Genomic DNA, 17,843 nt, shown 5'->3' on the forward strand with positions numbered 1-17,843 from the left:
TGTGACTATTTGTTTTTGTCGAGCGCCGCCAGCACCTTGTCGGTGATGTCGATGCGCGGGCTGGCCCACACGGCGTCCTGCAGCACGATGTCGAAGCCTTCGGTTTGCGCCAGCTGCTTGATGATCAGGGTGGCTTTGTCGGAAATGACGGCGCGCTCTTCATTGGTGCGCTGGTTCAGGTCTTCGCGGAACTCGCGCTGGCGGCGCTGGAATTCCTTGTCCAGCTCGAAGTACTCGCGCTGGCGCTTCACGCGGTCGGCCTCGCCCAGCGCCGGCAGTTCCTTCTCCAGCTTTTCGGAGGCGGTCTTCAGGCGCGAGGCCAGGTCTTGCATGGCCTTCTCGCGCGCCCTGAATTCCTCGGCCAGCTTGTCGCCGGCCAGCTTGGCCAGGCGCGATTCGTTATAAATCCGCTCGGTGCTGAGCCACGCAATCTTGGACGACTGCGCTTGCGCCGGCCCCAAAGCGCTCAAGCCCAGTGCAAGCACGGCCAGATACTTGGCGGCCTTAGCCGATGCGGTAGCGGAAGCAGTCTTCAACGTGTTTCTCCGAATCAAAGTTAGTACCCTTAGAATCCATTACCCATCTGGAACTGGAAGCGCTCCAGGCGGTCGCCAGGTTTGGCGTTCAAAGGCTTAGCATAACTCAACTTCAGCGGACCAACCGGGGAAATCCAGTTTACGCCCAGGCCGGTGGAGAAGCGCAGCTCCGAGAAGCGCATCTTCTGGCCTTCCTGGTAAACCTGGCCGCCGTCGAGGAAGCCGAACCAGCGCAGGCTGCGGTCCTGGCCGGAACCGGGGAACGGCATCTGCAGTTCGGCGTTACCGATCAGGCGCGAGGCGCCGCCCAGGGCATCGCCGTAGCGGGTGTCGACGATACCAAGCGAGGAGCTCAGGTAGCCGCGCACCGAACCGATGCCGCCGCCGTAGAAGTTCTTGAACACCGGATACGGCTTGTCGCCGATGCCGTGACCATAGTCGATCTCGCCCTTCAGGGCCAGCGTGACTTTCGGGTGCAGCGGCTTGAACAGCTGGTGTTCGTACACGGCACGGAAGTATTTCGACTCGCCCACCACGTCCAGTTCCAGGTTGATGCGCTGGTACTGGCCCACGGTCGGGGTCAAAGCGCTGTCGCGGCTGTCGCGCGCCCAGGCGGCGGTCAGCGGCACGGCGATGGTCTTGGCGGTGCCCACCGGGCTGCCGGTAATGTCGCGCACATAGTCCTGGTAGCGCACCGGGCTGGTCTCGTCGGTGGTGATGGACGAGCGTTCCAGGCCCGCGCCGAAGAACACGGTGTCCACTTCGGAGAACGGCACACCCCAGCTGATACGGCCGCCGTGCTGCTTGATGGTGTAGGAACCGATGTTCAGCGCGGGCGGGTTCAGGGTGCGGATGTACAGGTCGAACGAGCGGCTCACGCCATCATCCGTGTAGTACGGATTGGTGTTCGAGAACTCGATGGTGCGGCTGTACTTGCTGGTGTTCAGGTTGATGCCGACGGTATTGCCCGAGCCGGCAAAGTTGGCCTGCTGGATCGACGCCGAGAAGGTGAACTTCTCGGCCTGCGAGAACGCGCCGCCGATCTGGAAGTTACCGGTCGGTTTTTCAACCACCGTCAGCTGCACGTCCACCTGGTCCGAGGTGCCTTGCGCTTCCGGCGTGTCGATGGTCACGTCCTTGAAGTAGCCCAGGCGGTCCACGCGGTCGCGGGTCAGCTTGATCTTGTTGGCGTCGTACCAGGACGATTCGAACTGGCGGAACTCGCGGCGGATCACTTCGTCGCGGGTGCTGGTGTTGCCGGCGATGTTCATGTGGCGCACGTAAGCGCGCTTGCCCGGGTCGATCAGGAAGGTGAAGCTCACTTCGCGCTTTTCGCGGTCGATCTGCGGATCGACGTTGACGTTGGCAAAGGCGTAGCCGAAGGTGCCCAGGCGGTCGGTAATCAGCTTGTTGGTGGCGGTCAGGCGCTCGCCCGAATAGACTTCGCCTTTGCGCAGCAGCACCAGCTGGCGCAGTTCTTCCTCGCGGCCGAACATCTCGCCTTCAAACTTGTAGTCGGCGACCTTGTACTTCTCGCCTTCGCTGATGTTGATGGTGATGTAGATGTCCTTCTTGTCCGGGGTGATCGACACCTGGGTCGATTCGACCTGCATCTCGATGTAGCCGCGGTTCAGATAGAAAGACTTGAGCGATTCCAGGTCGCCCGTCAGCTTGGTCTTGGAATACTGGTTGGCCTTGGTGTACCAGCTGAACCAGCCGCCGGTGTTCAGCGCCAGGTTCTCGCGCAGTTCCTTGTCCGAGAAAGCCTTGTTGCCCACCAGGTTGATCTGCTTGATCTTGGCGATTTCGCCCTCGTCCACCGCGAACACGATGTTCACGCGGTTACGCTCGATGGGCGTGACCGTGGTGGTGACCTTCACGCCGTACAGGCCGCGCGACAGGTACTGGCGCTTCAATTCCTGCTCGGCGCGGTCCACCGACGCCTTGTCGAAGGTCTTGGTCTCGCCCACGCCGATGTCCTTCAGCGCCTTGACCAGCATGTCCTTCTCGAATTCCTTGGTGCCGGTGAAGTCCACCTTGGCGATGGCCGGGCGTTCCTCCACGATCACCACCAGCACGTCGCCGTCCTGCTCCAGGCGCACGTCCTTGAAGATCCCCGAACCGTACAGGCCCTTGATGGCCGCCACGCTCTTCTTGTCGTCGAAGGTCTCGCCCACGCGCACCGGCAGGTAGCTGAAGACCGTGCCGGCCTCCGTACGCTGGATGCCTTCGACACGGATGTCCTTGACGACAAAGGGATTGATGGCGAACGCGCTGCCGGAGCAGAGAGCCAGGGCGGCGGCGCCGATCAGGCTGCGGCGAAAGGAAGGCAAGGCAATACGGTCAGAATATAATTTCATTGGTGGTATTCGAAGGCTCAAATCAATGGCTCAAATTACAGAACTACATAAACTAATTAAAGCAGGCGCGCCACGTCGTTAAATACAGCCAGTGCCATTAAAGTCACCAGCAGACCAACTCCCAGGCGCTGCGCTATCTCACCAAAACGCTCCGGCACTGGACGCCCGGTTAAAACTTCCAGCGAATAATACAGTAAAAGTCCCCCATCAAGAACGGGAATCGGTAGCAAATTCATCACCCCGAGACTGATGCTGATGAAGGCTATGAAGCTCAGATAGCTGGCCGCGCCTATCCGCGCGGTCTGTCCGGCGTAGTCCGCTATGGTGATGGGGCCGGTCACGTTCTTCCACGAGACCTCGCCCACTACCATTTTTCCTATCATTTTCAGGGTCAGCACGCTGGTGTCCCACACCTTGACGGCGCCCTTGCCCACCGCTTCCACCGGACCGGCGGTCACTTCGATCATATCCGGGCCCTGTCCGGCGTAAGCGCCGATCTTACTGACTGTTACAGATCCTTTACGTTCCACCTCGGGCGTGACGGTAGCTTGAAAACGCTCGCCGCCGCGCTGGCCGCCGCGCAGCCCCTGCAGCTGCAGCGGCTTGCCGTTCGAGCCGCGCACGATGGTGAGGAAGGCGATCCAGTCTTCCACCGGCTTGCCGTCCACGGTTTCAATCAGGTCGCCGCTGCGCAGGCCGGCGCGCTCGGCGGCGCTGCCCGGCACGATCTCGCCCAGCAGCGCGGGCGGGCGCGCCAGGCCGAAGCCAAGCTTGCCGGCCACGTCGGATTCCAGGTCCATGCCGCCCAGGGCGCTGGCCGGCAGGTTCAGGGTGTGGCGCCCGCTGCCGGGGCGGTCCACTTCCAGCGCCATTCCCTGCTTGTCGATGGCAGCCTGGATCACGGCCCAGCGCAGTTCGGACCACACGCGCACGCGCTCGCCGTTCACGGCGGTGACGATGTCGCCGCCTTTCAGCCCGGCGGCGAAGGCCGCGCTGTCGGTGGCCGGCGGCGCCACCTTGGAGGAAGGCTCGGCGATGCCGGCCATGTACAGGCCGGCGAACAGGATGATGGCCAGCAGGAAGTTAGCAATCGGGCCGGCGGCCACGATGGCGATGCGCTTCCAGACGTTCTGGCGCGTGAACTCGCGCGCCTTGTCGGCCTCGGACAGCGGGCCGATGTCGGTTTCGCGGCTGTCCAGCATCTTGACGTAGCCGCCCAGCGGCAGCGCGGACACGGCCCATTCGGTCTGGTCCGGGCCGACGCGGCGCGACCACACCACCTTGCCCATGCCGACCGAGAAGCGCAGCACTTTCACGCCGCACCAGCGCGCCACCCAGTAGTGGCCCAGCTCGTGGAAGATGATCAGCGATCCCAGCGCGACCGCGAAAGCCAGCAGGGTCGTGAGCAGGTTCATGGTGTGCGCAAGCCGCTGGTAATGTTGCTGATGATACGCTCCGCGGCGGCGCGGGCCAGGCCGTCCTGCTCCATCACGGCGGCAATGCTGGCGGCGGCGCCGTGCGGCAGTTCGTCCATCACCTGCGCGATCACGCGGTCGATCTGGCGGAAGCCGATGCGGCTGTCGAGGAAGGCGGCCACCGCCACCTCATTGGCCGCGTTCAGCAGCGCCGGCGCGGTGCCGCCCGCCTTCAGCGCCTCGAAAGCCAGCGCCAGGCAGGGGAACTGCACGAAGTCCGGGCGCTCGAACTGCAGCGTGCCGACTTGCGCCAGGTCCAGCTGCGCCACGCCGGAAGCCATGCGCTCCGGGTAGGCCAGCGCGTGCGCGATCGGGGTGCGCATGTCCGGGTTGCCCAGTTCGGCCAGCACGGAGCCGTCGTTGTAGGACACCATGGAGTGCACCACCGACTGCGGGTGGATCACCACTTCGATCTGCTCGGCGGTGGCGCCGAACAGCCAGTGCGCCTCGATCACTTCCAGGCCCTTGTTCATCATGGTGGCCGAGTCGACCGAGATCTTGCGGCCCATGGACCATTTGGGATGCTTGCAGGCTTCGTCCGGGGTGACGCTGTCCAGCGTTTCCACGGCGCGCTTGAGGAAGGGGCCGCCGGAGGCGGTCAGCAGGATCTTGGTGACGCCGGAGGCGCCGGGCACGCGGCTGTAGTGCTGCGGCAGGCACTGGAAAATGGCGTTGTGCTCGCTGTCGATGGGCAGCAGCACCGCTCCGCTGTCCTGCACGGCGTCCATGAACAGCTGGCCGGACATGACCAGCGCTTCCTTGTTGGCCAGCAGGACCTTCTTGCCGGCGCGGGCGGCGGCCAGGGTGGGCGCCAGGCCGGCGGCGCCGACAATGGCGGCCATCACGGTGTCGGTCTCGGCGGAACTGGCGATGGCGCACAGGGCCTGTTCGCCGTATTCGACTTCGGTGCGCAGGCCTTGGGCTTGCAGCAGGGCTTGCAGGCGGGCGGCGGCCTCGGCGGTGCCGACCACGGCGCGCGCGGGCTTGAACTGGGCGCACTGCGCGGCCAGTTCTTCCACGCGGCTGTGCGCGCTCAGCGCATAAACCGAGTAACGGTCTGGGTGGCGCGCCAGCACGTCCAGCGTGGAGACCCCGATGGAGCCGGTGGCGCCTAGTATGGTGATGCGTTGCATGCTTCTTCCTTCTGCGGCCAGTCTCGGCGGGTTACGCGCGATGCGCTAACCCGCCCTACGGGCCGCGGGTCATTGTCCTTCGTAGGGCGGGTTAGGCATAGCCGTAACCCGCCGGGCCCATCAAGCCCAGCCGGCGATCAGCGCGGCCAGCGGCAGCACCGGCACCAGGGCATCAATACGGTCCAGCACGCCGCCATGGCCGGGCAGCAGGTTGCTGCTGTCCTTGGCGCCAACGCGGCGCTTGAGCATGGATTCAAACAGGTCGCCGATCACGCTGAAGGCGCAGATCACCACCAGGATAACGATGGTCAGCCCCCAGCCGCGCTTGGCCTGCAGCGTGACGGCAAAGGTATCCTGCAGCCAGGGCACGGACGGCGCCAGCAGCACCGTGACGGCCGACAGCAGCACCACGGCAATGCAGCCGCCGATGGCGCCTTCCCAGGATTTGCCCGGCGAAATGGCGGGCGCCAGCTTGCGTTTGCCGAAGGCCTTGCCACTGAAGTAGGCACCGATATCGGCGACCCACACCAGGGCCATCACGGAAATCAGGAACAGCGGCGACTTCAGGTACAGCGCCAGGATGGCCACGAAGCAGCTCACCAGAGTGATGGCGTACACCACGCTGAGCATCTTGCTGCCCAGGCTTTCAATCGGCGGCAGGCCGGTGTAGAGCGTGGGGGTGAAGCGCAGCAGCCAGATGGCAAAGCCAATGGCCAGCCAGATGGTGGTCGGGCCGCTCAGGCCGTTCAGCAGGAAGGTGTAGGCAAACGCCGCCGCCCACACCGCCGCAGCCAGCGCTGGCCGGGGGGTCTTGGAGAGCCTGAAACTTTCCCAGACCGCCGCGCCGAAAAAGGCCAGCACCACCACGGCCACGGCCGGATAGTAGTTAAAGAACAGCACGGGCAGCAGGACCGCCAGCAGCGCCACTGCGGTGATAATCCGGGTTTTGAGCATCAGGTGGTTTTCTCAGCCAGTTGGTCGCCGGTGCGCCCGAAGCGGCGCTCCCGGTTCTGGTAAGACGCGATGGCCGCGTCCAGGCTCTCGATGGTGAAATCGGGCCAGTAGGTGTCGGTAAAGAACAGCTCGGTGTACGCCAGCTGCCACAGCAGGAAGTTGGAGATGCGCTCTTCGCCGCCGGTGCGGATGAACAGGTCCGGCTCGGGCGCGTAGGCCATGGCCAGGTGCGGCGCCAGCTGTTCCTCGCTGAAGTCGGTCGCGCCCGGATGGGCCGCCACCATCTTGCCCACCGCCTGCATGATGTCCCAGCGGCCGCCGTAATTGGCGCAGATGGTGACGGTGAGGCGGGTGTTGTTGGCGGTCTTGCGCTCGGCGGCGGCAATCATGCCGCGCAGCTTGTCGTCGAAGCGGCTCAGGTCGCCCACCACCTTGAGGCGGATGTTGTTGGCGTGCAGCTTCGACACTTCGCGCTCCAGCGCGGTGACGAACAGGCGCATCAGCAGCGACACTTCCTCTTCCGGCCGGCGCCAGTTCTCGGAACTGAAGGCGAACAGGGTGACGTACTCCACGCCGCGCAGCGCGCAGCCTTCCACTACTTTGCGCACCGCTTCCACGCCTTTGACGTGGCCGGCGACACGCGGCAGGAAACGCTTGGTCGCCCAGCGTCCGTTGCCATCCATGATGATGGCCACGTGGCGGGGCACCTTGGGCGCATCCGGAACCGCAGTCGTCGAACTCGAATATTTCATGAACTCTAAAGCCAAAAAAGGTGTCGCCACAATGGGGACAGGCCGCCTGGTGCGGCCCGTCCCTTATACCAGAAATGCGCTGGACCTTAAACGGTCAGCACTTCCTTCTCTTTTTCAGCCAGCAGCTTGTCGATGTCGACGATGGCCTTGTCGGTCAGCTTCTGGATGTCGTCCGAACCGCGGCGTTCGTCGTCTTCGGAAATGGCCTTGTCCTTCACCAGTTTCTTCAGCGATTCGTTGGCGTCGCGGCGGATGTTGCGCACGGCGATCTTGGCGTCTTCGCCTTCGCTCTTGACCAGCTTGACCATTTCCTTGCGGCGCTCTTCGGTCAGGGCCGGGGTCGGCACGCGGATCTGGTCGCCCTGCGAGGACGGGTTCAGGCCCAGGTCGGCGTCGCGGATGGCCTTCTCGATGGTGGCGCCCATCTTCTTCTCGAAGGGCGTCACGCCGATGGTGCGGGCGTCCACCAGGGTCAGGTTGGCCACCTGGCTCAGCGGGGTCGGGTTGCCATAGTACTCCACCATCACATGGTCGAGGATGCCGGTGTGGGCGCGGCCGGTACGCACCTTGGCCAGATCGCCCTTCAGGGTCTCGATCGACTTGGCCATGCGGTCTTGCGCATTCTTTTTAACGTCAGCTACGGACATGCTGTGCTCCTGTATATCTTGAAAAGTATCTTGGTAAATAATTAAACGTGAACCAGTGTACCCTCATCCTCGCCCATAATCACGCGCATCAGCGCGCCCGGCTTGGTGATGGAGAACACTTTGATCGGCAGTTTCTGGTCGCGGCACAGCGCGAATGCGGTGGCATCCATCACTTGCAGGTGTTTGGCGATGGCTTCATCGAACGTGATCGAGTGGAACAGGGTCGCGTTCGGGTCTTTTTTCGGGTCGGCGGTGTACACGCCGTCCACCTTGGTGGCTTTCAACACGATTTCCGCGCTGACTTCCGAGCCGCGCAGGGCGGCGGCCGTGTCGGTGGTGAAGAAGGGGTTGCCGGTGCCTGCGGCGAACACGACCACCTTGCCCTCTTCCAGGTATTGCAGCGCTTTCGGGCGCACATAGGGCTCGACCACCTGGTCGATGCCGATCGCCGACATCACGCGCGCGGTCACGCCGGCGTGCTTCATGGCATCGGCCAGGGCCAGCGCGTTCATCACGGTGGCCAGCATGCCCATGTAGTCCGCGGTGGCGCGGTCCATGCCCTGGGCGCCGGGCGCCACGCCGCGGAAGATATTGCCGCCGCCGATCACTACCGCCAGTTCCACGCCCATTTTCGCGACCTCGGCCACATCGGCCACCATGCGCTCGATGGTGCCGCGGTTGATGCCGTAGGCATCGTCGCCCATCAGGGCTTCACCGGACAATTTGAGGAGGACGCGCTTGTAGGCTGGTTTTGACATGAGCTGGGGCTCCTTAGTTGGGGTTTTATTCGGGTAAGGCTGGCGGAGGCATTATGATAACCGTACCTCCGCTTACTGCACCACTCGCTTGCAACCAGGCAAGCACAAGTGGTTTGGGCTTAAAAAAACGGGCCTTGCGGCCCGCTTTTAATTATGCGCCTTTGGAGGCAGCCATTTGCGCTGCAACTTCAGCAGCGAAATCGTCTACCTTTTTCTCGATGCCTTCGCCAACAACGTACATCGTGAATGCTTTCACGGAGGCGTTGTTTGCTTTCAGCATGGCTTCGATGGTCTGCTTGTCGTTCTTGACGAAGGCCTGGTTCAGCAGGGACACTTCTTTCAGGAACTTCTGCACCGAGCCTTCCAGGCGTTTTGCCACGATCTCTGGCGACTGGGCTGGCTTGCCGGCAGCGGCAGCCTGGGCTGCGTCTTCGTCCGCTTTAGCCTGGGCAACCGAGCGCTCTTTTTCGATCAGTTCGGCAGGAACCTGGTCAGCCGACAGCGACACTGGCTTCATGGCCGCGATGTGCATGGCCACGTCTTTGCCAACCTGGTCGTCCGCGCCTTCGAACTCGACCATCACGCCGATGCGGGTGCCGTGCAGGTAGGAAGCCAGCTTGGCGCTGGTTTCGAAACGCTGGAAGCGGCGGATCGACATGTTTTCGCCGATTTTGCCGATCAGGGCGGTACGCACTTCGTCCAGGGTCTTGCCTTCGCCGGCTGGCAGGGCCAGCAGGGCTTCCACGGTGGCCGGGTTGTTTTCAGCAACCAGGCGGGCCGCGGTGTTGGCCAGGTTCAGGAAGTCATCGTTTTTCGCGACGAAGTCGGTTTCCGAGTTGACTTCGATCAGGGCGCCAACGCCGTTGGCGATGTAAGTCGCCACCACGCCTTCGGCGGTGATGCGCGAGGAAGCCTTGGAAGCCTTGCCGCCCAGCTTAACGCGCAGCAGTTCTTCAGCCTTGTCCATATTGCCTTCGGCTTCGGTCAGGGCTTTTTTGCATTCCATCATAGGCGCATCGGTTTTCGCGCGCAGTTCGCCTACCATCGCTGCAGTAATAGCTGCCATGTAATTCTCCTGTGTATTCGATGAGTGGTATGGGGTGGCTCGCAAGCCTGCACGCCCATACGCTGTCGTTAAAAAAAAGGGGGAGCAGATGCCACCCCTTTTAAACTGCTGATTTGCTGCTTGGAAGCCTGCCTTGCGGCAGGCAGCCCATTAGGCTTGTTCGCTGACTTCTACGAACTCGTCGCCAGCGGCGGTCTTGATCGTTTCCAGCACGTCGGCGGTCGAGTTTGCACGGCCTTCGATGATGGCGTCGGCCACACCACGAGCGTACAGCGTGATCGCTTTCGAGGAGTCGTCGTTGCCTGGAATGACGTAGGTTACGCCTTCTGGGGAGTGGTTGGTATCGACCACGCCGATGACTGGGATGCCCAGTTTAGCGGCTTCGGTGATGGCGCCTTTGTGGTAGCCAACGTCCACGACGAAGATTGCGTCAGGAACGCCGCCCATATCCTTGATACCGCCGATGGACTTTTGCAGCTTGACCATCTCGCGTTGGAACATCAGCGCTTCTTTTTTCGACAGCTTCTCAACGGAACCGTCTTCGACTTGCGCTTCCATGTCTTTCAGGCGCTTGATCGAGGTCTTGATCGTTTTGAAGTTGGTCAGCATGCCGCCCAGCCAACGCTGGTCAACGTAAGGAACGCCAGCACGTTGCGCTTCAGCAGCGATGATTTCGCGCGCTTGACGCTTGGTGCCCACCATCAGGATGGTGCCACGGCTCGATGCCAGTTGGCGAACGTGCTTCATCGCCTCCTGGTACATGCCCATGGTTTTTTCCAGGTTGATGATGTGGATTTTGTTGCGGTGGCCGAAGATGAACGGAGCCATCTTTGGGTTCCAGAAACGGGTTTGGTGACCGAAGTGGACACCGGCTTCCAGCATTTCACGCATAGTTACGGACATATTAGCTCCAGGGTTTGGGTCTGGAATCCGATCAGTCACCCTTTGACAGGCACCCTTGGCGACCGGATTCGCGTTTAAAAAATTTAAGGATTTACTACGTTGCTCAAAAACGAATTCAAGCAACCCGAAATTCTACTCTGAAAACGCCGTTTTAGGCAAGCGCAGCGACGGGTTTCGGGGTAATAAGCTTGCATAGGATGCAATTTCGCGCGCGCCGTGTTGCGCGGGAAGCGTATGATGGAAGAAACGGCCCCGCAATTGTTATCTTCAACTCAAGTTATCTTCAACTCAACTTGGAGAGCCCATGGACAAGGACGCACCGCAGCCCGAGCTTCAGGACGAGCCCGTTCCGGCCATGCCGTTCCGCACCCTGCTGTACCGCTTCATGTTCTTCGACTGGCTGTTTCGGGACGTGAGCGCGGCGCGCGACCTGTTCGAGCGGCACGCGGCGCTGGCGCACAACCGCATCATGAGCCGCTATCTGCCGGTCTACCTGCGGCGCTGGTCGGTGGTGGCCGCGCTCGATTTCGCGCTGGGCTTCCTGTTCGAGCGCGCGCTGCAGGCTACCCTGCTGTCGGCCTGGTTCTTCACCTGGTCCTGCGTCACGATATCCGGCATGGTGGTCATAACGGCCGCCTGGCTGTTCCTGACCTTCGGACGCTTCTCCTGATCAGAACTCGCCGCGCGCGCCACGGTCCAGCATTTTCACGATGGTGGCGCGCACCCGGCGCACGGTGTCGCCCACGTGGGGCGGCAGCTCGCCTTGCATGTTGATCAACATATCCATGTTCATTGTGTAGATCCAGAGGCCGTCTGGCTGCTCGACCACGGAGATACGGCATGGCAGCAGCGCGGACATGCCGGGATTGAAGTCAACCATGGTGCGGGCTGCGGCCGGGTCGCAGTACGAGTACACCTTGAGGAATTTGACGGGCTGGCCGGAGCGCAGTTCCAATTCCCTTGACAGCGGCAGCTCGCCCACGGCGCGGATGTTGTCCTCCGCCGCCACGCTGGCGAAGGCTTCTTCGATTTCCTTCACCGATACGCCGGGCTGCACCTTGCGCGCCCAGGTCAGGCTGGCGCTGGGATTTCCCTGGCTGACAGCCGGCTCCCCGGCCTTGACTGGCAGCTGCGGCGCGGGCGCCGCCTCCGTTGCGGAGCGCGTCCCGCCGCCGGCGCCGCAGGCGGTGGCCAGGCAGCAGGCGGCCGCGATGACGATGGCGTGGAGTCGGATGGTGCTGCGCATGGTCGCGCCCCTATCTGGCATGCAAAACGCGAGGATAGTGGCTGGGCGGGAAGTGCGCAAGGGGCGCTGCGGGCACTCAGAGATTCAGGTCGTCCAGGATGGCGTCCACGCCGGCGCGGGCGCATTTGTCGTCCAGGTCGCCGGACGGGGCGCCGGAGATGCCGATGGCGCCATAGGGCGCGCCGGCCGCTTCGATCAGCAGGCCGCCGCCGATGGCCGCCACGCGCGGGATTTCGCGGATGCCGCTGGAGGGCGTGCCGGCCTGCGTGGCCTTGGCCAGGTCGGTGGTGTTGGTCTTGAAACTGGCGGCGGTCCAGGCTTTGTTGATGGCGGTGTCCGGCGTGTGGGCGCCGGCGTAGCGGTCACGCAGGACCACCTGGATCTGGCCGCTGCGGTCCACCACGGCCACCGCCACCTGGAAGCCGCCGCTGCGGCAGGCGGCCAGCGCAGCCGACGCGGCTTTAAGCGCGGTTTCGGGCGTCATCAGGCGGATGGCGTAGCTGGCGTCGGCGGCAAGGGTGGATGGGGGCGAGGCCAGAGAAGCGGCGGCCAGCAAGCAGGCAAAGACGTTCTTCATCGGGTGGTCCTTTCGGGATCGGGTGCGGCGAGGCGAGGCGCGGCAAGGCGCACGGCGGCTCGGCCGGAGGCGGCGTGGCCGGAGGCGGCTTGACCCGGGGCGGTCTGGGTGGCGGCGGCTTGGCTGGCGGCGGTTTGACGGGAGGCGGCGTGGCCTGAAGCTGCATGGCTGGAGGCGGCCTGGCGGGCGGTGGCGAGGCGGGCGTCGAGGTAGGCGCCGTACATGCCGGCGGTGTCGCCGCCCAGCAGCGGGGGTGCAAGCGGCTCGCCGGACGGGCCCACGAACAGGACGGTTGGCGCAAAGCGCACTCCGAACCGTTGCGCCAGCGCGGCATGCGTTGTGGCAGCGCCGCCCTGCCCCGCGACGGGACGGCTGCTTGCGATTTCTATTTCGCGGATCACGGGCGCGCCCAGACTGCGCAGCAGTGGCGCGAGGTAGTTGTGGCGGACGGTGTGACAGTACCTGCAGTCGGGCAACGAGAAGAACAGCACCAACGGCTCCCCGGCCCGCGCGGCTTGGCGACTGTCGTTTTGCAGGTCGGACGCCAGCGGCACGGGCGCAGCAGAGGCCCCGCTGGGCAGCGGGCTCGCAGTAGCACCTGCAGCCAGCCCGGCCGGCTCTGCCATGGCTGCGATGGCTGCCATGGCAGCCGGTGCTGCCGGCGCTGCCGGCGCCGCCAAAGCTGTCAAAGCTCCCAATGCTGCCACAGTGGCCAGCCTTGCCAGCGTGGCGGCCGCAGTCCTCATGGCTTGCGCGCCTCGCGGGCGATGTCGTCGAAGTCTTCGTCGAGCATCTCGCCGATTTCAGACCGGGTCAGCGTGCCGTGCCGGTCAAACACGTACAGCGCTGGAATGCCCTTGGGCTTGCCGAGCACCGCTTCAAAGGCGCGGTAGTCCACCGTGACCGGGTGGGTCAAGCCATACCTGCGCACCCAGGCGACGGTCTTGGACGCTTGCGCGGGATCGCCCGCCTCGATGTTCACCGACACCACGTTGAGCACCTGCCGGTTCTCGCGGTAGAGCTTTTGAAGCTTGGGCGCTTCGTTCATGCAAAACGGGCAGGTGCTGGAAAAGAACGCCACCACGGTCGTCTTACCGGCCAGCCGCGCGGGCGCTATCGCCGTGCCGTCCAGCGCCGTAAAGGCGGGCAGGCGCGGAACGGCGGCGCTCGCCGAAGCGGGCGCGAGGCCCGCGTTGGCCGCTGCGATAGGGACTGCACTGGCCGCTGCGATAGCTGCTGCGTTGGTCGCTGCGTTGGTCGCTGTGATAACTGCTGCGTTGGCCGCTGCATTGATGTCCGCATTAGCGGCTGCGGTAGCCGCGCCTGGCGCGGCCGCCATCAATCCCGCCGCGAGCCACGCCAGCGCCCAGCGCTTCATGCCAGCACGCCCGGATTGCCCTGCACGCCTATCATGCGCGGTGCGTTCAGCTTGCGCGGCTTCACCGTCTTCTGGTTGCGCAGCCACGTCCCCACCACGTCCCATACCGGCTCGCCGCTCGCACCCTCGGCCACCGGCGCCCAGCCGGCCACCTTGTAGACCTTGTCCGCGTCCAGCGGCTTGCCGTTCAGGCGCATGTCCTGCACGCGCGCCCCCATCTTGGCCTTCGGGTCGATGGCGTACGTCATGCCCCCTACCCTCACCATGTCGCCGCCCTGCTGGTAGTACGGGTCCGGGTTGAACAGGTTGTCGGCCACGTCCTCCATGATGGTCTTGATGGTGGCGCCGCTCAGTTGGGACACGGTAGTGTGCGAGTACGTGGTAGCCGTCTGGTCCATCAAGTGCTCCATCAGGATGGGACTGTTCGGCAGCAGCGACGTGCCCCACCGGAAGCCCGGCGAGAACGCGATTTCTGCCTGCTTCACGTCCATCAGCGCATCCACGATCAGCTGGTCGAAGCTGCCGTTGAAATTGCCGCGCCGGTACAGCGTGCCCTCGGTGACCGCAAGCCGCTCATTCAGCTTACCTTCGTACGGCGCCCGGATGCGGGTAATCAGCGCGTCCATTTCGCGGTCCGCCGGCAGCAAATTGGAGAACACCGGCAGCAGGCGATACTGGAAGCCCTGCACCTGCCCGCCCCGCACGTCGAAATCGAGCACGCCGAGGAATTTGCTGTTGCTGCCCGCGTTGGTGACCAGCGTCTTGCCGCCGCCGTTGCTGACAATGACCGGCGCCGGCATGCCGTCGTGCGTGTGCCCGCCCATGATGGCGTCGATGCCGCGCACCCGCGACGCCATCTTCAAGTCCACATCCATGCCGTTATGCGACAGCAGCACCACCACCTTGGCGCCCTTCGCGCGCGCCTCGTCCACCGTCTTCTGCATGTTCTCTTCCTGGATGCCGAAACTCCAGTCGGGAACGAAGTGGCGCGGGTTGGCGATGGGCGTGTACGGGAAGGCCTGTCCGATCACCGCCACCTGCACGCCGTTCATCACCTTCATGGTGTAGGGGCTGAACACAGGGTCGCCGAAGTCGTTGGTCTTGATGTTCTGCGCCACGAAATCGACCTTGCCCTTGAAGTCCTTGTCGACGATTTCCTGCACCCGCTTGTCGCCCAGCGTCATTTCCCAGTGCGCGGTCATCACGTCGACTCCCAGCGCCAGGCAGGCGTCCACCATGTCCTGGCCCTTGGTCCACAGCGCGGTGGCCGATCCCTGCCAGGTGTCGCCGCCGTCCAGCAGCAAGGCGCCGGGACGGGACGCCTTCATGCGCTTGACCAGCGTGGCCAGGTGCGCAAAGCCGCCCACCTTGCCGTATGTTGCGGCGGCGCTTTCGAAATCGAGGCTGGTGAAGGCGTATGCCTGCAGCGTGTTCGGCTTCAGGCCTGCCGCGCGCAGCAAGTGCTCGCCCACCAGGTGCGGCATCCTTCCCTCCGCTTCAAATAGCCCGATGTTCACGCTGGGCTCACGGAAGTACACCGGCTTGAGCTGCGCGTGGCAGTCGGTGAAGTGCAGGAAGTGGACGTTGCCGAAACGCGGCAAGGTGTACAGCGCGTCCGCCGATTGCGCGGCCAGCGCGCCCCTGGAGTTGAGCGCCATGCCGCCGGCGGCGGCGATGCCCAGCACCTGGATAAATTCGCGTCGATTCAGGCCCATGGAACTCAGTCCTTATTGACGGGGGAAGCGGGGTCCAGCAGCAGCGCCAGCACGTCCTTCAGCTGCTGCTCATCCAGAATGCCCTTGTGGCCGAAGCGCGGCATATTGGAACACGCGCTGAAGGCCTGCGAGTTGTACAGTTTGGCCCAGGTGTATTTCAGTATCGCCTCGCTGTCCCCGCGCAGCTTGCCGTACTGGTACAGCGAGGGGCCGATATTCCCGAACGAGATCTCGGCCTTGCTCAGCTGATGGCAGGCGTAGCAGTTGCCGCCGTTCGGCGCGCCCGGCTTGTCGGACGATTGCATGCCGCGCCCGTTCTGGGCGATCTTCTCGCCTTCCTGCCAGCGGCCCATGTACTGGCCGTCAGATGGATATTTCACCAGCTTGAGCTGCTCGGCTTCCAGCTTGGCGGCCAGCTGCTTGGGCCGCTTCTCCGGCGCCGGATAAGCGCTGCACAGCTTCTGCGCCTCGTCCTGCTGCAGCACGCCTTCCACCGTGGCCGGGCCCTTGGAGCGAAAATCCGCCTTCATCATATCCTGCGCCTGCTTTGCGTAGTCGGCCGCCAGGAGCGGCTGCGCAGTCAGTCCGAAGGCTGCGAAGGAGGCCAACATCAGTACATTATGTTTCATGCCGATCTCCTTAGCGCTTGAGCGCCGGTGCGTTGTAGGTGCCGCCGTCGGCGTTCTTGGCCAGGAACATGGTCAGCGCGGTGATGAGGTCCGAGCCGTACACCGGCTCGGGGAAGCGCTGCTGGCGGAAGCAGTCGTTCAGGCGGTGCTGCATGGTGCGCACTTCGCCTTGCGACACGCGGTAGGCGGGCCAGGTGGTGTAGGCCGCCTGCGCGTTGGCCTTGTTCAGGATGTTGGGCAGTTCCTGCAGGCGGATGCGCTGGCCGTTGGCCGAGTGGCAGGTGGCGCAGGCGAAATCGTGCGCGCCGCCACGGTAAAAGAACATCTGCTTGCCGATCTCGTAGGCCGCCTTTTCCTGCGGGTGGCGGGTCGATACCGCCATCTTCATGCCCTTCGATTGCGCCGTGATGTAGGACACCAGCGCTTCGATGTCTGACTGGTTGGCGGTGGAACCGAACGGCGTCTTGGTGGCCTGCTCCAGCGTCAGGCCCTGCAAGGTGGTGCGGCAGTGCACCAGGCGCTGCTCCAGGTCCATCACCTTGTTCACGTCCTTGAAGTAGCGCGGCAGCTCAACGTACGCGCCCTTCAGCACGCCCGGGCCCTTGCCCAGGTCGCACTGCTCCAGCGTGGCCTCGCGCGGGCCGTCCTTCTTCTTCCACAGCTCTTCGCCGCGCATTTCCCACAGCTCGGCGGGATTGCCGTCGGCTAGCAGCTGGCGGTACTTCGCGATTTCATCGGTGGCCGAGGTCTGCGCCAGCGCCGTGCCCAGCGCGGACACGGCCAGGGCGGCCATCAGGTAGGAGCTAGTCCGTTTCATTACGTCTCCGTTTCTTGTCGGGTGGGTGGTCTGCGCCACTTGCTGCCGGGTGCTGCGGGTGCTGCAGTCTTCAGGCGACGATAACCTCGTCGCTGCGGCTGTCGCCCTTGTTGTCGGTCCATTTCACTGTGACCTTGTCGCCCTTGGCGCCGCCCTTGAACTTGAAGGACAGGAAGGGGTCTTTCGACACCGAGGTGCCGAATTGCGCGTCCAGCACCACCTTGTCCTTGCAGGTGGCGACCAGGGTCTGGATGAAGTGCGCCGGCACCGGCTGGCCGGCAGCGTCCTTGCGCTGGCCGGTTTCCATGTCGTGGCGGATCAGGACCTTGACTTCAACGGTGTCGCCGGTGGCGTTGGCGCGGATGCGCATCGGATTGCCCATGATGAATTCCTTTATTGGTTGATCAGCCGCCGCAGCCGCCGAGGGTGACCTTGATTTCCTTGCTGGCGGCGTACCACTTGCCGTCCGCCTTCACCAGCGCGTGCACGTTCGAGGTGCCGCCCATCTTCACGCGGGTGCTCACCGCCGCCTCGGTGCCGGCCGGGATCTTGAAGCTGGCCGACAGCGGGCTGGGATTCTTCTCCACCAGGATGGCGATCAATTCGGTGTTCGGCACGCTGCTGGTGACCGATACCGGCACCACGGCGCCGTTTTCAGCGATGTCCGGGCCGGTGACGGCGACGTCCTTGCTGATGGTGAAGGCGTCGCCGCCCATGGCTTTCAGCGCGTCCTGCAGCGTTTTCGCGTCGAACATGCCGGACTGCCAATCGGCCGCGAACACGTCGCCTGGCTTGATCAGCCCTGCGGTGATGGCCAGGCCGAGGATGGAACCGATGCGCAGCGCATCCCGTCGTTTCTGATACATTGAAGTCTCCTTTTGTAATTTGGCTGTCCCT

Annotated in this window: 20 protein-coding genes; 1 reads left to right on the plus strand and 19 read right to left on the minus strand. The window is 63.9% G+C overall.

Features of this window, described 5'->3' with window-relative positions; genetic code table 11:
- Positions 1-5 precede the first annotated feature (5 nt).
- The 10 genes from ASC94_RS03640 to rpsB form a co-directional block, all read right to left on the minus strand.
- The gene (locus ASC94_RS03640; RefSeq protein ID WP_082616125.1) at positions 6-536 is read right to left on the minus strand and encodes an OmpH family outer membrane protein; all 531 of its coding nucleotides are present in this window, start codon (positions 534-536) and stop codon (positions 6-8) included.
- Positions 537-565: 29 nt separating this feature from the next.
- A complete protein-coding gene (gene bamA, locus ASC94_RS03645) occupies positions 566-2,896 on the minus strand; it encodes an outer membrane protein assembly factor BamA (RefSeq protein WP_056390839.1) in 2,331 nt (776 codons plus the stop codon).
- Between the two features lie 56 nt (positions 2,897-2,952).
- On the minus strand, positions 2,953-4,311 hold the full coding sequence (gene rseP, locus ASC94_RS03650) for an RIP metalloprotease RseP (RefSeq protein WP_056390850.1): 1,359 nt from the start codon (positions 4,309-4,311) through the stop codon (positions 2,953-2,955).
- Positions 4,308-5,504 carry a 1-deoxy-D-xylulose-5-phosphate reductoisomerase gene (ispC, locus tag ASC94_RS03655; RefSeq protein ID WP_056390853.1) on the minus strand — a complete coding sequence of 399 codons (1,197 nt, stop codon included), beginning with the start codon at positions 5,502-5,504 and terminating at the stop codon, positions 4,308-4,310. Before ispC ends, rseP begins: the two co-directional genes overlap by 4 nt.
- Before the next feature lie 120 nt (positions 5,505-5,624).
- Entirely contained in the window at positions 5,625-6,458 is an 834-nt protein-coding gene (locus ASC94_RS03660; RefSeq protein WP_056390856.1) for a phosphatidate cytidylyltransferase, read from the minus strand.
- Positions 6,458-7,210 (minus strand): polyprenyl diphosphate synthase, encoded by a 753-nt coding sequence (gene uppS, locus ASC94_RS03665; protein WP_056390858.1) that lies wholly within the window; start codon positions 7,208-7,210, stop codon positions 6,458-6,460. The genes ASC94_RS03660 and uppS overlap by 1 nt, the downstream gene beginning before the upstream one ends.
- 86 nt (positions 7,211-7,296) lie before the next feature.
- Positions 7,297-7,857: a ribosome recycling factor gene (frr, locus tag ASC94_RS03670; protein ID WP_056390860.1), complete on the minus strand. Its 561-nt coding sequence runs from the start codon at positions 7,855-7,857 to the stop codon at positions 7,297-7,299.
- Between the two features lie 41 nt (positions 7,858-7,898).
- Positions 7,899-8,615 (minus strand): UMP kinase, encoded by a 717-nt coding sequence (gene pyrH / locus ASC94_RS03675; protein WP_056390864.1) that lies wholly within the window; start codon positions 8,613-8,615, stop codon positions 7,899-7,901.
- Positions 8,616-8,766: 151 nt separating this feature from the next.
- Positions 8,767-9,681 (minus strand): translation elongation factor Ts, encoded by a 915-nt coding sequence (gene tsf, locus ASC94_RS03680; protein ID WP_056390866.1) that lies wholly within the window; start codon positions 9,679-9,681, stop codon positions 8,767-8,769.
- Positions 9,682-9,831: 150 nt separating this feature from the next.
- On the minus strand, positions 9,832-10,584 hold the full coding sequence (gene rpsB, locus ASC94_RS03685) for a 30S ribosomal protein S2 (RefSeq protein WP_056390868.1): 753 nt from the start codon (positions 10,582-10,584) through the stop codon (positions 9,832-9,834).
- A gap of 304 nt (positions 10,585-10,888) precedes the next feature.
- Here rpsB and ASC94_RS03690 point away from each other — a divergent pair, with 304 nt between their 5' ends.
- Positions 10,889-11,254, plus strand: coding sequence for a hypothetical protein (locus tag ASC94_RS03690; protein WP_056390871.1), 366 nt, complete (start codon positions 10,889-10,891; stop codon positions 11,252-11,254).
- Here the strand turns inward: ASC94_RS03690 and ASC94_RS03695 are convergent, their stop codons facing one another.
- The 9 genes from ASC94_RS03695 to soxY all read right to left on the minus strand — a co-directional run bounded on the left by ASC94_RS03695 (position 11,255) and on the right by soxY (position 17,812).
- On the minus strand, positions 11,255-11,830 hold the full coding sequence (locus tag ASC94_RS03695) for a DUF302 domain-containing protein (RefSeq protein WP_056390875.1): 576 nt from the start codon (positions 11,828-11,830) through the stop codon (positions 11,255-11,257). It lies immediately after the preceding gene.
- 76 nt (positions 11,831-11,906) lie between these two features.
- Positions 11,907-12,407: a heme-binding protein gene (locus tag ASC94_RS03700; protein WP_056390879.1), complete on the minus strand. Its 501-nt coding sequence runs from the start codon at positions 12,405-12,407 to the stop codon at positions 11,907-11,909.
- Positions 12,404-13,051: a thioredoxin fold domain-containing protein gene (locus ASC94_RS03705; RefSeq protein WP_056390881.1), complete on the minus strand. Its 648-nt coding sequence runs from the start codon at positions 13,049-13,051 to the stop codon at positions 12,404-12,406. Before ASC94_RS03705 ends, ASC94_RS03700 begins: the two co-directional genes overlap by 4 nt.
- A gap of 98 nt (positions 13,052-13,149) precedes the next feature.
- Positions 13,150-13,785, minus strand: a complete 636-nt coding sequence (locus ASC94_RS03710; protein WP_056390884.1) for a TlpA disulfide reductase family protein — start codon at positions 13,783-13,785, stop codon at positions 13,150-13,152.
- Positions 13,782-15,500 carry a thiosulfohydrolase SoxB gene (gene soxB, locus ASC94_RS03715; protein ID WP_056390887.1) on the minus strand — a complete coding sequence of 573 codons (1,719 nt, stop codon included), beginning with the start codon at positions 15,498-15,500 and terminating at the stop codon, positions 13,782-13,784. The genes ASC94_RS03710 and soxB overlap by 4 nt, the downstream gene beginning before the upstream one ends.
- Positions 15,501-15,505: 5 nt before the next feature.
- Positions 15,506-16,129, minus strand: a complete 624-nt coding sequence (gene soxX, locus ASC94_RS03720; protein ID WP_157201265.1) for a sulfur oxidation c-type cytochrome SoxX — start codon at positions 16,127-16,129, stop codon at positions 15,506-15,508.
- Between the two features lie 10 nt (positions 16,130-16,139).
- Positions 16,140-16,922, minus strand: coding sequence for a sulfur oxidation c-type cytochrome SoxA (gene soxA / locus ASC94_RS03725; protein WP_229417180.1), 783 nt, complete (start codon positions 16,920-16,922; stop codon positions 16,140-16,142).
- A gap of 94 nt (positions 16,923-17,016) precedes the next feature.
- Entirely contained in the window at positions 17,017-17,328 is a 312-nt protein-coding gene (gene soxZ / locus ASC94_RS03730) for a thiosulfate oxidation carrier complex protein SoxZ (RefSeq protein ID WP_056390892.1), read from the minus strand.
- Between the two features lie 22 nt (positions 17,329-17,350).
- Positions 17,351-17,812, minus strand: a complete 462-nt coding sequence (gene soxY, locus ASC94_RS03735) for a thiosulfate oxidation carrier protein SoxY (protein WP_056390895.1) — start codon at positions 17,810-17,812, stop codon at positions 17,351-17,353.
- Between the last annotated feature and the right edge of the window lie 31 nt (positions 17,813-17,843).

It is taken from the genome of Massilia sp. Root418 (assembly GCF_001425265.1).
GTDB lineage: Bacteria > Pseudomonadota > Gammaproteobacteria > Burkholderiales > Burkholderiaceae_D > Rugamonas.

Excerpts from the sequence above, each read along its gene's own strand:
- ASC94_RS03700 (WP_056390879.1), bottom strand. The coding sequence starts at position 12,407 with ATGAAGAACGTCTTTGCCTGCTTGCTGGCCGCCGCTTCTCTGGCCTCG.
- ASC94_RS03710 (WP_056390884.1), bottom strand. The coding sequence starts at position 13,785 with ATGAAGCGCTGGGCGCTGGCGTGGCTCGCGGCGGGATTGATGGCGGCC.
- soxB (WP_056390887.1), bottom strand. The coding sequence starts at position 15,500 with ATGGGCCTGAATCGACGCGAATTTATCCAGGTGCTGGGCATCGCCGCC.
- pyrH (WP_056390864.1), bottom strand. The coding sequence starts at position 8,615 with ATGTCAAAACCAGCCTACAAGCGCGTCCTCCTCAAATTGTCCGGTGAA.
- ispC (WP_056390853.1), bottom strand. The coding sequence starts at position 5,504 with ATGCAACGCATCACCATACTAGGCGCCACCGGCTCCATCGGGGTCTCC.
- soxX (WP_157201265.1), bottom strand. The coding sequence starts at position 16,129 with ATGAAACATAATGTACTGATGTTGGCCTCCTTCGCAGCCTTCGGACTG.
- uppS (WP_056390858.1), bottom strand. The coding sequence starts at position 7,210 with ATGAAATATTCGAGTTCGACGACTGCGGTTCCGGATGCGCCCAAGGTG.
- bamA (WP_056390839.1), bottom strand. The coding sequence starts at position 2,896 with ATGAAATTATATTCTGACCGTATTGCCTTGCCTTCCTTTCGCCGCAGC.
- frr (WP_056390860.1), bottom strand. The coding sequence starts at position 7,857 with ATGTCCGTAGCTGACGTTAAAAAGAATGCGCAAGACCGCATGGCCAAG.
- soxY (WP_056390895.1), bottom strand. The coding sequence starts at position 17,812 with ATGTATCAGAAACGACGGGATGCGCTGCGCATCGGTTCCATCCTCGGC.
- ASC94_RS03660 (WP_056390856.1), bottom strand. The coding sequence starts at position 6,458 with ATGCTCAAAACCCGGATTATCACCGCAGTGGCGCTGCTGGCGGTCCTG.
- soxA (WP_229417180.1), bottom strand. The coding sequence starts at position 16,922 with ATGGCCGCCCTGGCCGTGTCCGCGCTGGGCACGGCGCTGGCGCAGACC.
- tsf (WP_056390866.1), bottom strand. The coding sequence starts at position 9,681 with ATGGCAGCTATTACTGCAGCGATGGTAGGCGAACTGCGCGCGAAAACC.
- ASC94_RS03705 (WP_056390881.1), bottom strand. The coding sequence starts at position 13,051 with ATGGCAGCCATCGCAGCCATGGCAGAGCCGGCCGGGCTGGCTGCAGGT.
- ASC94_RS03695 (WP_056390875.1), bottom strand. The coding sequence starts at position 11,830 with ATGCGCAGCACCATCCGACTCCACGCCATCGTCATCGCGGCCGCCTGC.
- ASC94_RS03690 (WP_056390871.1), top strand. The coding sequence starts at position 10,889 with ATGGACAAGGACGCACCGCAGCCCGAGCTTCAGGACGAGCCCGTTCCG.
- rpsB (WP_056390868.1), bottom strand. The coding sequence starts at position 10,584 with ATGTCCGTAACTATGCGTGAAATGCTGGAAGCCGGTGTCCACTTCGGT.
- soxZ (WP_056390892.1), bottom strand. The coding sequence starts at position 17,328 with ATGGGCAATCCGATGCGCATCCGCGCCAACGCCACCGGCGACACCGTT.
- rseP (WP_056390850.1), bottom strand. The coding sequence starts at position 4,311 with ATGAACCTGCTCACGACCCTGCTGGCTTTCGCGGTCGCGCTGGGATCG.